Origin of the sequence: Streptomyces sp. NPDC091282 (assembly GCF_044757385.1) — a bacterium.
GTDB classification, from domain to species: Bacteria; Actinomycetota; Actinomycetes; order Streptomycetales; family Streptomycetaceae; genus Streptomyces; species Streptomyces gramineus.
The window spans coordinates 365242-378116 of sequence record NZ_JBIVUX010000001.1 but is presented as its reverse complement, the minus strand read 5'-3'; the positions used below and the strand labels follow the sequence as shown (position 1 = coordinate 378116).

General features: G+C 74.3%; 13 protein-coding genes and 1 riboswitch. Of the genes, 5 read left to right on the top strand and 8 right to left on the bottom strand.

Going from position 1 to position 12875, the window contains the following annotated elements; translation table 11 throughout:
• Positions 1 to 32: 32 nt before the first annotated feature.
• The 3 genes from ACIQOE_RS01770 to thiO form a co-directional block, all read right to left on the bottom strand.
• Positions 33 to 827, bottom strand: coding sequence for a thiazole synthase (locus tag ACIQOE_RS01770; protein WP_351325208.1), 795 nt, complete (start codon positions 825 to 827; stop codon positions 33 to 35).
• A gap of 3 nt (positions 828 to 830) precedes the next feature.
• Positions 831 to 1031, bottom strand: coding sequence for a sulfur carrier protein ThiS (thiS, locus tag ACIQOE_RS01765; RefSeq protein ID WP_351325207.1), 201 nt, complete (start codon positions 1029 to 1031; stop codon positions 831 to 833).
• Entirely contained in the window at positions 1028 to 2197 is a 1170-nt protein-coding gene (gene thiO / locus ACIQOE_RS01760; RefSeq protein ID WP_365555236.1) for a glycine oxidase ThiO, read from the bottom strand. The genes thiS and thiO overlap by 4 nt, the downstream gene beginning before the upstream one ends.
• A riboswitch (TPP riboswitch) is annotated at positions 2195 to 2306 on the bottom strand. It overlaps the preceding gene by 3 nt.
• A 129-nt stretch (positions 2307 to 2435) precedes the next feature.
• Between thiO and ACIQOE_RS01755 the strand changes: the two genes are divergently transcribed.
• From ACIQOE_RS01755 to ACIQOE_RS01735, 5 genes are all read left to right on the top strand, one after another.
• Entirely contained in the window at positions 2436 to 3674 is a 1239-nt protein-coding gene (locus ACIQOE_RS01755) for an FAD-dependent oxidoreductase (protein ID WP_365569993.1), read from the top strand.
• Between the two features lie 98 nt (positions 3675 to 3772).
• Positions 3773 to 4138, top strand: a complete 366-nt coding sequence (locus ACIQOE_RS01750) for an Rv2175c family DNA-binding protein (RefSeq protein ID WP_362639354.1) — start codon at positions 3773 to 3775, stop codon at positions 4136 to 4138.
• 33 nt (positions 4139 to 4171) lie between these two features.
• Positions 4172 to 4819 carry a thiamine phosphate synthase gene (gene thiE, locus ACIQOE_RS01745; protein ID WP_351325200.1) on the top strand — a complete coding sequence of 216 codons (648 nt, stop codon included), beginning with the start codon at positions 4172 to 4174 and terminating at the stop codon, positions 4817 to 4819.
• 115 nt (positions 4820 to 4934) lie between these two features.
• Entirely contained in the window at positions 4935 to 5858 is a 924-nt protein-coding gene (gene metF, locus ACIQOE_RS01740; RefSeq protein ID WP_362639352.1) for a methylenetetrahydrofolate reductase [NAD(P)H], read from the top strand.
• A gap of 56 nt (positions 5859 to 5914) precedes the next feature.
• Positions 5915 to 6865, top strand: coding sequence for a hypothetical protein (locus tag ACIQOE_RS01735; protein WP_401408959.1), 951 nt, complete (start codon positions 5915 to 5917; stop codon positions 6863 to 6865).
• A gap of 31 nt (positions 6866 to 6896) precedes the next feature.
• On the opposite strand, the gene ACIQOE_RS01730 is transcribed toward ACIQOE_RS01735, so the two are convergent.
• The 5 genes from ACIQOE_RS01730 to ACIQOE_RS01710 form a co-directional block, all read right to left on the bottom strand.
• Positions 6897 to 8363, bottom strand: coding sequence for a phytoene desaturase family protein (locus ACIQOE_RS01730; RefSeq protein ID WP_399008402.1), 1467 nt, complete (start codon positions 8361 to 8363; stop codon positions 6897 to 6899).
• A 47-nt stretch (positions 8364 to 8410) separates the two neighbouring features.
• Positions 8411 to 9025, bottom strand: coding sequence for a DUF4126 domain-containing protein (locus tag ACIQOE_RS01725; protein WP_351325194.1), 615 nt, complete (start codon positions 9023 to 9025; stop codon positions 8411 to 8413).
• A gap of 306 nt (positions 9026 to 9331) precedes the next feature.
• Positions 9332 to 9958: a TetR/AcrR family transcriptional regulator gene (locus ACIQOE_RS01720; RefSeq protein WP_351935707.1), complete on the bottom strand. Its 627-nt coding sequence runs from the start codon at positions 9956 to 9958 to the stop codon at positions 9332 to 9334.
• Positions 9959 to 10020: 62 nt separating this feature from the next.
• On the bottom strand, positions 10021 to 12105 hold the full coding sequence (locus ACIQOE_RS01715; protein WP_401408954.1) for a YhgE/Pip family protein: 2085 nt from the start codon (positions 12103 to 12105) through the stop codon (positions 10021 to 10023).
• The gene (locus ACIQOE_RS01710) at positions 12077 to 12847 is read right to left on the bottom strand and encodes an ATP-binding cassette domain-containing protein (RefSeq protein WP_401408951.1); all 771 of its coding nucleotides are present in this window, start codon (positions 12845 to 12847) and stop codon (positions 12077 to 12079) included. The genes ACIQOE_RS01715 and ACIQOE_RS01710 overlap by 29 nt, the downstream gene beginning before the upstream one ends.
• Positions 12848 to 12875: the final 28 nt, after the last annotated feature.

Genomic DNA, 12875 nt, shown 5'->3' with positions numbered 1-12875 from the left:
CAGCTGTGACGCACCCGGCACGGGCCGGCGGTTCAGAAGGCCGGCCGCTCGGGGTCCAGGACGGCCCGGCCCTCGGCGGGTGACGACGCCTCGGCGAAGTGCCGGAAGGGGATCCGGCCGGCCCGCCGGGCCAGCCGTCCCGCCTCCACCCCTGCCCGCATGGCGGACGCCATCAGCTCCGGGTCCTGCGCCCGGGTCACCGCCGACGCCAGCATCACGCCCGCGCAGCCCAGCTCCATCGCGAGCGCCACGTCGGAGGCGGTGCCGGCCCCCGCGTCCAGGATCACCGGCACGCGCGCGTGCTCGACGATCAGCCGGAAGTTGTGCGGGTTGCGGATCCCGAGCCCCGACCCGATCGGCGACCCCAGCGGCATCACCGCCGCGCACCCGACGTCCTCCAGCTTCCGGGCCAGCACCGGGTCGTCGTTGGTGTACGGCAGCACCGTGAACCCGTCGTCCACCAGCGTCTCCGCCGCGTCGAGGAGCTCGATCGGATCCGGCAGCAGCGTCCGCTCGTCGGCGATGACCTCCAGCTTGACCAGCGAGGTCCCCAGCGCCTCCCGGGCCAGCCGGGCCGTCAGCACGGCCTCCCCGGCGGTGAAGCACCCCGCCGTGTTCGGCAGCACCCGGATCCCCAGCCGCTCCAGGACCGACAGCACGGATCCCCGCACGCCCGGGTCCACCCGCCGCATCGCGACGGTCGTCAGCTCGGTCCCGGACGCGACCAGGGCCCGCTCCAGCACCTCCAGGCTGGGCGCACCCCCGGTTCCCATGATCAGCCGGGACGAGAAGGCCGTCCCTGCGAGCACGAACGGGTCGTCGGCCATGGCTCAGCCTCCCTGTACGGCGGTCAGGACTTCCACGCGGTCACCCTCGGCGAGCGCCGTGCCCGGCCACTCGCCGCGCGGTACGACGGTCTCGTTGACCGCCGCGGCCACCCCGGACGGCGCGGCCGTCAGGGACCTGACGAGCGTGTCGAGAGCGGTGCCCGGGTCGATCACCCGGCGCTCCCCGTTGACGGAGATGTTCATGCGGTCTGCTCCAGGAGTGCGCCGGGGACGGGGCCGAAACGCTTCGGCGTGAACGGGCGGGCCTCTTCCGGCGGCTCCCCGCCGGTCAGCAGCTCCGCCATCACGTCTCCCGTGACGGGCGTGAGCAGCACCCCGTTGCGGTGGTGCCCGGTGGCCAGCAGCAGCCCGTCCAGGCGGGTCGGCCCGAGCAGCGGCGCGTTGTCGGGGGAGCCGGGGCGCAGCCCGGCCCGGGTCTCGGTCAGCGGCAGCTCGGTGATGCCGGGCACCAGCTCGTGGGCGTCGCGCAGCAGCTCGTACACGCCGCCCGCGGTGACCGTGGTGTCCCAGCCCAGCTCCTCGCTGGTCGCGCCGACGACCAGCTCGCCGTTCTCCCGGGGCACCAGGTACAGGTGGCCGCCGCGCACCACGGCCCGCACGGTCCGGCTGAGGAACGGCGCGTACCGGGCGGGCACCGTCAGCCGCAGCACCTGCCCCTTCACCGGCCGCACCGGCGGCAGCACGTCCTCGGGCACGCCCGCCAGCCGCCCGCTCAGGCTGCCGCCGGCGAGCACCACCCGGTCCGCGGCCAGCCGTTGCCCCGCGCGGGTGACGGCGCCGGTGGCCCGCTCCCGCACCACCTCCAGGCGCTCGGCCCAGTCGCGGTGGAAGACCACCCCGGCCCGCTCGCACGCGGTCACCAGCGCGGCCGCCAGCCGGCGCGGGTCGATCTGGTGGTCGCCGTCCACCCGCAGCCCGCCGCGCACACCCGGCGCCAGCATCGGCTCCAGGCGCCGGCACTCCCGTCCGGACAGCCAGGCCGAGTCCAGCCCCGACCGCTGCTGGAGGGCGTGCAGGTCGCGCAGGTGCGCGCGGTCGTCGGCGTCCAGCGCGACCGCGAGCGTGCCGCAGCGCCGGTAGCCGAGGTCGTGGCCGGTCAGCTCGGTGAGTTCGGCGGCGAAGCCGGGATAGCGGCGGGCGGAGGCCAGGTTGAGCCCGAGCAGGGTCTGCTCGCCGTGGTGCAGTTCGGTGACCGCGGCCAGCATCCCCGCCGCCACCTGCGCGGCCCCGCCGCCGGGTTCGGGGTCGGCGACAGCGGTGGCGAGCCCGCGCTGCGCGGACCGCCAGGCCGTGACCAGGCCGATGATGCCGCCCCCGATGACGAGGACGTCGGACGTATGTGCGGACATGGGCGTCCAGCCCCTCCCTTCGCCGGCATGACCCGGATCAGGTTCGTACGGTCGGAGGCCGCCAGCCTCCCTCTCAGCCCGGTGCGTCCGGGCTCCCGCGTGTGCTTCCCGGCCACCCTAGCCCGCGCCGCCGCGCCCCCGTAAGACGGCCTGCCCGGGCGGTGTGGAACAGGTCACTCAGCACGCCCGCTGACTGACTCTTTGTCAGTTGTCTATCGTTCGTGTCTATGGTGATCACGTGAGCGAGCAGACGCAGCGACGGAGCACGTCACAGACGCGGCGCGTGGTCGTCGTCGGCGCGGGCATGGCCGGCGTGCAGACCGCCGTGGCCCTGCGCGAACAGGGCTTCACCGGCACGGTGACCCTGATCGGCGCCGAGCCGCACCAGCCCTACGACCGGCCGCCGCTCTCCAAGGCGGTGCTGCTCGGCAAGGCGGAGGGCTCCGCCTTCGAGGTGGACTTCGAGACGCTCGGCATCGAGCTGGCGCTGGGCCGCGACGCGCTCGGCGTGCGCCTCGCCGACCGCGAGCTGGACACCGAGGCAGGCCCGGTGCCGTACGACGTCCTGGTGCTCGCCACCGGCGCCGAACCGGTCACGCTGCCCGGCACCGAGGGCGTGCCCGGCGTCCACCTGCTGCGCACCCTGGACGACGCCGAGCGGCTGCGGCCCGTGCTCGCCCGGCAGCACGACATCGTGGTGGTCGGCGCGGGCTGGATCGGCGCCGAGTTCGCCACCGCGGCCCGCGAGGCGGGCTGCGCGGTGACCGTCGTGGAGGCCGCCGACCGCCCGCTCGCGGGAGCGCTCCCGGCCGAGGTGGCCGCGCCGATGGCCGCCTGGTACGCCGACAGCGGGGCCGACCTGCGCACGCACACGCGCGTGGCACGCGTCGAACCCGGCGCCGTGGTGCTCGACGACGGCTCGCGGGTGCCCGCGGGCGCCGTCGTGGTCGGCATCGGCGCCCGTCCCGCGACCGCCTGGCTGGCCGGCTCCGGCATCGGCCTGGGCCGGCACGGCGACGTGCTCGCCGACGACCGGCTGCGCACCGGCGTCCCGGACGTCTACGCGGTCGGCGACTGCGCCTCCTTCCCGTCCGGCCGCTACGGCGAGCGCCTGCTGGTCCACCACTGGGACAACGCCCTGCAGGGCCCGCGCACGGTGGCCGCCAACATCCTCGGCGAGTCCGACGCGGTCTACGACCCGGTGCCGTACTTCTGGTCGGAGCAGTTCGGCCGCTTCGTGCAGTACGCCGGGCACCACGCGGCGGCCGACCGGCTGGTGTGGCGCGGCGATCCGGCGGGCCCGTCCTGGAGCGTCTGCTGGCTGCGCGAGGACCGCCTGGTCGCCCTGCTGGCGGTGGGCCGTCCGCGCGACCTGGCGCAGGGCCGCCGCCTGATCGAGGCGGGACGCCGGATGGACGCCGAGGCGCTGGCCGACCCGGCCCGCCCTCTGAAGAACGCGACCGCGGAACCGGTCTAGGGGCGGCGGGGGAGGAGCGGCGCGCCGATGCACGGCGCCGCCGCGTCCGGGCGACCACCGATCGCACCCCGCCCGCCGAAACGCCTACCCTTGACCCCGTGACCGAGATTGACGCAAAGACCGATGCTCTCGTCCCCGCCTGGCTCACCGTCCCCGACATCGCAGAGATGCTCGGCATCGATGTGGTGCGCGTGCGGCAGCTGGTCAAGGAGGGCCAGCTCATCGCCGTCCGCCGTGGTGAGAACCGGGCGCTGCACGTCCCCGCCGCCTTCATCGACGGGGACAAGGTGGTCAAGGGCCTGTCCGGGACCCTGACGCTGCTGCGGGACGACGGCTTCACGGACGAAGAGATGCTGGAGTGGCTTTTCACGCCCGACGAGACCCTGCCCGGCACCCCCGCGCAGGCACTCAGCGAGAATCGTGGCACGGAGGTGAAGCGCCGCGCCCAGGCGCTCGCCGTCTGAGGCAGGCAGTACCGACACCACGGGGGACACCGCATGACCGACACCGCCCGCGCCCGGCTGGCCGACGCCCGGCTCTACCTGTGCACCGACGCCCGTAAGGAGCAGGGCGACCTCGCCGCGTTCCTGGACGCGGTGCTGGCGGGCGGTGTCGACATCGTGCAGCTGCGCGACAAGGGCATGGAGGCCGCCGAGGAGCTGGACCACCTCGCCGTTTTCGCCGACGCCTGCGCCCGGCACGGCAGGCTGCTCGCGGTCAACGACCGCGCGGACGTCGCCCACGCGGCCGGCGCCGACGTGCTCCACCTCGGCCAGGGGGACCTGCCGGTGCCCGCCGCCCGGGCGGTCCTCGGCCCCGACGTCCTGATCGGCCGCTCCACGCACGCCGCCGCCGAGGCCGCGGCGGCCGCCGTCCAGGACGGCGTGGACTACTTCTGCACCGGTCCCTGCTGGCCCACCCCCACCAAGCCCGGCCGCCACGCGCCCGGCCTCGACCTGGTGCGGTACACCGCCGCCCTGGACACGGACCGCCCCTGGTTCGCCATCGGCGGCATCGACCTGGGCAACCTGGACCAGGTGCTGGACGCGGGCGCCCGCCGGGTGGTCGTGGTCCGCGCGCTCACCGAGGCGAAGGACCCGGGCGCCGCCGCGGCCGAGTTCGCGAAGCGGCTGCGGTCGGCGTAGCGGCCCGGCCCGGCCGTCCGGAAACATGTCCAGTATCCGGACACGGGACCGACAATCCCGGACGAATCCCCCGAGTCCGGTTGGGTGACCGTCCGGCCCTGGCTAACCTGCGGGTATGGCCCTTGGAACCGCATCCACCAGGACTGACCGCGCACGCACTGTGCGTGACATGCTCGCCTCCGGCAAGACCACGTACTCGTTCGAGTTCTCTGCGCCGAAAACCCCCAAGGGCGAGCGGAACCTGTGGAGCGCGCTCCGGCGGGTCGAGGCGGTCGCCCCCGACTTCGTCTCCGTGACCTACGGTGCCGGCGGCTCCACCCGCGCGGGCACGGTCAAGGAGACCCAGCAGATCGTCGCCGACACCACGCTCACCCCGGTCGCCCACCTCACCGCGGTCGACCACTCCCTGGCCGAACTGCGCAACATCATCGGGCAGTACGCGGACGCCGGGATCCGCAACATGCTCGCGGTGCGCGGCGACCCGCCCGGCGACCCGATGGGGGAGTGGGTCGCGCACCCGCGGGGCCTGACCTACGCGGCCGAACTGGTCCGCCTCATCAAGGAGTCGGGCGACTTCTGCGTGGGCGTGGCCGCCTTCCCCGAGATGCACCCGCGCTCCGGCGACTGGGACACCGACGTCCGGCACTTCGTCGACAAGTGCCGCGCGGGCGCCGACTACGCCATCACGCAGATGTTCTTCCGCCCCGAGTCCTATCTTCGCCTCCGCGACCGGGTCGCCGCGGCCGGCTGCGAGACCCCGGTGATTCCGGAAATCCTGCCCGTCACCAGTGTGAAGATGTTGGAACGACTGCCCAAACTCAGCAACGCCTCCGTCCCGGACGCCCTGAAAGAGCGGATCCTCACAGCCAAAGACGATCCGGCGGCGGTACGCTCCATCGGTATCGAGTTCGCCACGGAGTTCTGCGCACGGCTGCTGGCCGAGGGCGTCCCCGGACTGCACTTCATCACGCTCAACAGCTCCACGGCGACGCTGGAAATCCACGAGAACCTGGGCCTGCACCAACCCCCGCGGGCCTAGACCGGTCGCACCGGAGTACGACACACTGCGTAACGGTCATTGGGAGAGGGGCGTACATGGGCTGGACGGTCCTCTACGTAGCGTTCGGCATCGTCGCGCTGTGGCTGCTGGGCGAGGTGCTGCTGCAGTACAAGGCGCGGCTGCGCTGGCGGCTGCTCGCCTTCGGCGGCTTCGTCGGCGTCGTGTTCGGTGTCCTGATCCCGTCGGTGATCGTCATCGGGATCGGCGCGATCGCCTTCGCGGTCGGCCAGACCTACGTCACGCTGTCGTTCCGCCGCGGGTTCGAGTCCGGCTGGGCGGTCAAGCGGCCCGGCGCGGACGGCGAGGACGGCCGCCCGGTCAAGCGCCGCCGCGGTGAGCCGGACGAGGGCCGCGATCCGCAGGCCGACGCCCCGGACGAGGCCGACGGCGCCCAGCGCGCCGCGTACATCACCGGCGGCGACGCGTCCTACGGCGACGACTACGACCGCGACGACGTCTTCTCGCCGAACCGCGCCGCCGAGTCCACGGCCGCCGAGTCCACGGCGGTCTACGAGCCGCAGCCGATGCCCGACGACACCGGCTCCTACGGCGTGTACGACGACCCGGCCTACGCGGCCGCCCCCGGCCAGGAGCAGCCGTACGCCGCCCAGGGCACCGACCAGAACTACGCCTACGACTACTCCGGGTACGGCCAGCAGCAGTACGGCTACGACACCGGCGCCCAGCAGCAGTACGCCAACTACTCCGACCCGTACATCGGCAACCAGACCTACGGCGGCGCGGGGTACGACCAGTCCTACGGCACCCAGCAGTACGACCAGCAGGGCTACACCCAGGACCAGTACGGCAACGGCGGCTACGGCGAGACCCCCGCGGGCGGCGTCTGGGTCCCGCAGCAGCGCGCCGACGAGAACTACGGCGGCGAACTCCCGCAGGAGCAGCAGTACCCCTACCAGGGCGGCGACGGACAGGGCCGGCAGCAGGACCGGCAGGGCACCGGGTACGACGAGCAGTACCGTTTCTGAGGCCGCCGCGCCGCCCGGCGCGGGCCGCGCCTCACTGCGAGCCGCGGAACTCCGGCCCCTCCACGACCAGCCCGGCCACCAGCGCCCCGGACATGCCGGCGTGCGGCAGCCCGCCACCGGGATGCGCCCAGCCCCCGGCGCTGAACAGACCTGACAGCCCCGTGGTGTTGCCCGGCCGGAGCAGCGCACCGGCGCCCGCCGCCAGGGCCGGTGCCGGGACCGCCCCGCCGGGCGCGCCGGTCTCCGCCGCGACGTCCGCGGGGGTGCGCACCTCCTGCCACAGGATGCGCTCCCGCAGCCCCGGCACGGCCCGCTCGGCGGCCGTGACCGCCTGCTCCGCCAGGTCCCGGCCGTCGCTCCCGGCGGGCACCGCCGAGACCAGCGCGACCGCCTCGTGCCCGGCGTCCGGGACCAGGGCCGGGTCGTCGGGCCGCAGCACCGTCACCGTCCCGGGAGCCGCGGGCCCCGAGCCGAACAGGCCGTCCAGCTCCGCGCCCGCGTCCGCCGCGTGCACCACCGTCCGGTGCGCGGTCCCCTCCGGCCGCCCGCCGCGCAGCGCCAGCAGCACGGTGAGCCGGCTCGGCAGCCCCGTCCGGGGCACCGGGTCGGCCGCGGCCGGGGGCCGGCGCAGCGCCTCGGGGGCCACACCGGCCACCACGACATCGGCCTCGGCCGTCGACCCGTCGGCGAACTCCACCCCCGCCGCCCGGCCGTCCTTCTCCAGGACCGCGGTGGCCTCGGCGCCGAACACGAACTCCACCCGCCGCCGCACGCACCGCTCGTGCACCGCCCGCGCCAGCTCCCGCAGGCCGCCGCGCACGTACCAGGTGCCGAAGGCGTGCTCCAGGTACGGCAGCACCGCCGCGCTCGCCGGGGTGACCCTGGGATCGAGGCCGTACGCGAGCGCGTGGCTGTCCAGGAGGGCGGCGAGCCGCGGATCACGCAGCTCCCAGGCGCCGATCTCGGCCAGCGTGCCCGCCCGGCGGGTGCGCAGCAGCTTCTTGTGCGGCACCGACGGATAGGGCTCGCGCTCGGCCAGCACCTGCCAGTTCGGCCACAGCGGCTCCTCCAGGAGCGGACGCCGGGTGCGGTCCCAGGCCTCCCGGGCCCGCACCAGGAAGTCGCCCCAGCGCTGTCCTGCGCCCGCCCCGAGCGCCTCGTCCAATGCGGTGACGACGCCCGCGCGGGACGCGTTCGGCAGCGCGACCTCGGTGCCGTCCGCGAAGACGTGCCGGGCCGACGGGTCGACCTGGACCAGCTCGACCACGTCCTCCAGCGGCTCCTTGCCGGTCTTGACGAACAGGTCGCGGTAGACGGCGGGCAGCGGCAGCAGCCCCGGGCCGGTGTCGAAGGCGAACCCGTCGCGCTCGAACCGGCGCACCGCGCCGCCGTACGTCTCCGTGCGCTCGTACACCGTCACCCGGTGGCCCGCGACGGCCAGCCGGGCGGCCGCCGCCATGGCGCCCATCCCGGCGCCGATCACCGCAATCCGTCCCATGACCGCGACTGTATCGACCGGCACCGACAGCCCGGCCCGGCGGCCCGTCAGTCCGGCGGCCGGCCCCCCTGGGCCGCGAGCCGGCGTTCCTCCCGGCGCTGGGCGCGGCGGCGCCGGAAACGGCGGATCCGGGAGATCAGGAACACCAGCACGATCAGGCCGGTGGCCAGCAGCACCGCGGCGACGATCGCCGCCGCCAGCGGGTGGAACATCGCGAACGACACGATCGCGCCGACCCCGAGGTCCTCGGCGAAGCTCAGCACGATGTTGCTGAACGGCTCCGGCGAGGTGTTCACCGCCATCCGGGTCCCGGCCTTGACGGTGTGGCTGGCCAGCGCCGTCGAGCCGCCGATCAGCCCGGCGGCCACGTCCGACAGGGAGCCGCTCTGCCCGGCGAGCAGGGCGCCGACCCAGGCGCCCGCCACCGGGCGGACCACCGTGTGCACGGAGTCCCACACCGAGTCGACGTACGGGATCTTGTCGGCGACCGACTCGCACAGGAACAGCACGCCCGCGACGATCAGCACCTCGGGACGCTGGAGCGTCGCGGGGACGTCGTCGCTCAGGCCCGTCGCGCCGAACAGGCCGAGCAGCAGCACCACCGCGTAGGCGTTGATTCCGCTGGCCCAGCCGCTGGTGAAGACCAAGGGGAGTACGGACACGGACGCGATCGTAGCCAGTTCGCGCCCGCGCGTCGTGGGCCCGGGCGCCTGGAACTGAGTACGGCTACTCATGCGGTGAGATGAGTACGCGCGCGGATGGGCCGCGACCTGCGCGAACGAGACAGTGGAGGCACGGAGAAGGGCGCCGGGACCGGTACCGCCGACACGGGGCGGCGGAACGGCGCCGGCGCCCTCGACCGCTCCTTCCGCCGAATCGTCGGCGGAAGCGAGACACGGGGATGCACGCAAGGCGCCGGTCCGGCGGCGGCCCGCGGGGGACGCGGCCACGGCGGCCCGGCGCCGGGCTCAGCCCCTCCCGCTGACCCGCCCCTGCAGCAGCCGGGAGAGCGCCGCGTGGACGTCGTCCAGGGAGCGCTCCGGCTGGAAGGACTTCCAGTCCAGCGCGGCCACCAGCACCATGCCGACCAGCGCGGCCGCCGTCAGCTGGACGTCGATCTCGTCGCTGAACTCGCCGTTGTCGACGCCCTCCCGCAGCACGCCCTCGACGACCGCGACCGCCTGCTGCCTGACCACCATCAGCGTGGACTGCCAGGCCCGGTTGGTGCGCCACAGCTCGGCCACGTAGAGCTGGGTGAAGGCCGGATAGCGGTCGATGAAGACCAGACCCGCGCGGATCATGGCGTCCAGGGCGTCGACCCGGCTGCCGCCCTCGCGCGCGGTCCGCTCGGCGGCCTCCTTCAGGGACGCGGTGAGCAGGCCCACGCCGTGCCGCAGCAGCTCCTCGAAGAGGACCGACTTGCTCGCGAAGTTGTAGTAGACCGTGCCCTTCGCGACCCCGGCACGCTCGGCGATCTCGTCCACGGTGGTGGCGGAGAAGCCCTGCTCGGCGATGAGGGTGACGGCCGCCTCGTAGAGCTTCTGCCGGGTGGCTTCACGGCGCGTGCTGCCGCCCGTGGTGCTGCTGCTTTCCATGGCCCCGATTCTCACAGGAACGGCGGGCCCCGCGGACACCGCGGGGGCGGACCTCGGTCTCCTCACAGGGTCAGCTCCGGATGCAGCCGGTCCAGCGTCCACACCTGGCGGCGCCGGGCCGACAGGGCGGTGAGCGCCAGGGCGCCCGCCGTGAACGCCGTCAGGACCGCGCAGGCCTGCCACACCGGGCCCTGTCCGCCGCCCGTGATCAGCCTCCGCAGGGCCTCCACGATGTAGCTCATCGGCAGGAACGGGTGGATCGCGTTGAAGAAGCCGGGGCTGGTCTGCACCGGATACGTACCGCCCGCCGAGGTGAGCTGGAGCATCAGCAGCGCCAGCACCAGGATCCGTCCGGCCGCCCCGAAGCGCGCGTTCAGCCACTGCACGATCGCGGCGAAGCACGCCGTCACCAGGAACAGGAACCCGACCGTCCCGGCCGCGTGGACCATCTCCAGGCCGATCGCCCAGTGCAGGACGGCCATCAGGGCGGCCGTCTGGAGCACCCCGATCGCGACCACCGGCAGCCAGCCCGCGAGCGCGATCCGCCAGGCCGACGAACCCGCCGCCAGGGCCCGCCGGTTGAGCGGCTGGATCAGCATGTAGGCCACCATCGCGCCGACCCACAGGGACAGCGGGATGAAGTACGGGGCGAACCCGGTGCCGTAGTTGGGCGCCTTGTGCAGGTCCCTGGAGGCGAGCTGGACCGGATCGGCCATCACGCCGGTGCGCCGGTCGCGGTCCTGCGTGCCGTAGTCGGGGATCCGCGCCGCGCCGTCGTGCAGGCCGCCGGCCAGCCGGCCGGAGCCGTCGACCAGCTTGTACATCCCGCCGCTCAGGTCGTCGGCGCCGATCCTGAGCTTGCCGAGACCCGAGTCCAGGCCGGTCGCGCCGGTCAGCGCGGTGCCGAGACCGGAGTGCAGCCGGGCGGCGCCCGCGGCCACCCGCGCCGCGCCGTCGTTCAGCTTGTCGATCTTCTTGACGGCGTCGGCGACGTCCTCGGAGAGGTGCGGGGCCCGGTCGGCGAGGGCGTCGGCCTGCTTCTGCAGGACGCCGAGGTCGGCGTCGAGCGTCTTCAGGTCGTCGTGCTGGTCCGCGATCAGGGTGTCGAGGTCGTCGGCGACGGCGGCCACGTCGTCGGCCGCGTCCCTGGCCTTCTTCAGATCGGGGCAGACGGGGTCGTCGAGCAGCCCGGCCGAGCAGCGGGCCCGGTAGACCTCGTCCAGCGTGGCGGCGGCCGTGTGCGCGGACTTCGCGGCCACCGGGGCGGCCTTCACCAGGACGTCCAGGTTGCCGCGGACGGTCCGCGCCGAGTCGGCGACCAGGCGTGCCGTGTCCCCGATGGTCTTCTCGTTGTCCGCCAGATACGGGCCGACCTTGCCGTACACCCCGTCGACCTGGTCCGCGAGGGTCCGGGTGCCGTCCGCGACCTGCCGGGAACCGTCCTTGAGGGTCCCCGAGCCGGTGTCCAGCTTCTTGATCCCCTTGACGAGCTTCCCGCTGCCGGACTGGGCGTCCTTCAGTCCGTCGGCGAGGTCCTTCGAGCCCTTCTCGGCCTTCCCGATGCCACCGGTGAGCGTGTCGGCGCCCTCGGCGGCCTTGACGGTCTGCCCGTGGATGTCGGCGAACGAGATGAAGATGCGGTCCAGGAAGGACCGGGAGGCCTTGGCGGAGGCGGCCGAGCGCACCTCGTTGAAGACCGTGCGGGAGATCTGGCCGACGATGTAGTTGTTCGCGTCGTTCGTGCGCACCTGGAGCGCGCCGGTCTCCGGGGAGTCGCCGGCGCTGGAGGCGATCCGCGAGCTGAAGTCGGCGGGCATGGTCAGCGACAGGTAGTAGGTGCCGTTCTCGACACCCCGCCGGGCCTCGGCCGCGCTCACCCGGTGCCAGTCGAACGTCCTGCTGTCCCGCAGCCCGTCGACGATGTCGGCACCCGCGGTGATCTTCTGCCCGTCGGCGCTCGCCCCCTTGTCGTCGTTCACGAGCGCCACCGGGATGCGGTCCAGCCGCCCGTACGGATCCCAGAACGACCACAGGTAGAGCGCGCCGTACAGCAGCGGCAGCACCAGCAGGGCCACCAGGGCCGCGCGCGGCAGCCTCCCGCGTCCGAAGCGCCTGAGCTCAAGAGCGGCCAGTCGTGGCGAGCGCATCGCCGGTCTCCTCCCCGGTCGCGGGGCCCTCGGGCATCCCGGTCCCCTTCTCGCGCACGGTTCCCGTGCGCACCACGACGGCCCCGTCCAGGGCCTCGCCGCACACCGCGACCACGGTCGTGCCTGCCTCGGCGATCGCCGCCAACAGCGCCCGCACCTCGGCCCGTTCGGCCGCCGACAGCTTCAGGTCGGCGTCGTCCACGGCCAGCAGCCGCGGCCGGCCGACCAGGGCCAGCGCCACCGACAGCCGCAGCGCCTCGATCCGCTCCAGATCCCGCACGGCGGTCCTCGCGCCCTTCGGCAGCGACTCCAGGTCGAGCCCGGCCGCGGCGAGCGCGTCGCCGGTGAGCCGCTCCGCGCGCGCGGTCCGCTCGCCCCGCGGCCGCACCAGATCACGCAGCGAGTCGCCGAACCGGCGCTGCAGCAGGACCCGTTCCCGCAGGTGCTCGCCCACGGTCAGGGCGGGTTCGAGGTCGGTGACCCCGGCGACGTTGGCCACCGCGCTGATCCGCCGCACGGCCGCCGACCGCCGGGGCAGCCGGGCCTCGCCGACCGCCGCGGTGCCCTCGGTGGCCTTCATCCGGCCGGTGAGCGCGAGCAGCAGGCAGGTGCGGCCGGAGCCGGACGGCCCCTCCACCGCGATCAGCGCGCCGGGCCCGGCGTCCAGCGAGATCCCCTGGAACGCCCAGCCGCGTGGGCCCTTGAGCCCGAACCCCTCGGCCGTGACGGGTACGCCGTCCACAGGTCCCCCCTGTTCCTCGCGGTGGTGT

Excerpts from the sequence above, each read along its gene's own strand:
- ACIQOE_RS01730 (WP_399008402.1), bottom strand. The coding sequence starts at position 8,363 with ATGGGACGGATTGCGGTGATCGGCGCCGGGATGGGCGCCATGGCGGCG.
- thiS (WP_351325207.1), bottom strand. The coding sequence starts at position 1,031 with ATGAACATCTCCGTCAACGGGGAGCGCCGGGTGATCGACCCGGGCACC.
- ACIQOE_RS01715 (WP_401408954.1), bottom strand. The coding sequence starts at position 12,105 with ATGCGCTCGCCACGACTGGCCGCTCTTGAGCTCAGGCGCTTCGGACGC.
- metF (WP_362639352.1), top strand. The coding sequence starts at position 4,935 with ATGGCCCTTGGAACCGCATCCACCAGGACTGACCGCGCACGCACTGTG.
- ACIQOE_RS01720 (WP_351935707.1), bottom strand. The coding sequence starts at position 9,958 with ATGGAAAGCAGCAGCACCACGGGCGGCAGCACGCGCCGTGAAGCCACC.
- ACIQOE_RS01770 (WP_351325208.1), bottom strand. The coding sequence starts at position 827 with ATGGCCGACGACCCGTTCGTGCTCGCAGGGACGGCCTTCTCGTCCCGG.
- ACIQOE_RS01735 (WP_401408959.1), top strand. The coding sequence starts at position 5,915 with ATGGGCTGGACGGTCCTCTACGTAGCGTTCGGCATCGTCGCGCTGTGG.
- thiE (WP_351325200.1), top strand. The coding sequence starts at position 4,172 with ATGACCGACACCGCCCGCGCCCGGCTGGCCGACGCCCGGCTCTACCTG.
- thiO (WP_365555236.1), bottom strand. The coding sequence starts at position 2,197 with ATGTCCGCACATACGTCCGACGTCCTCGTCATCGGGGGCGGCATCATC.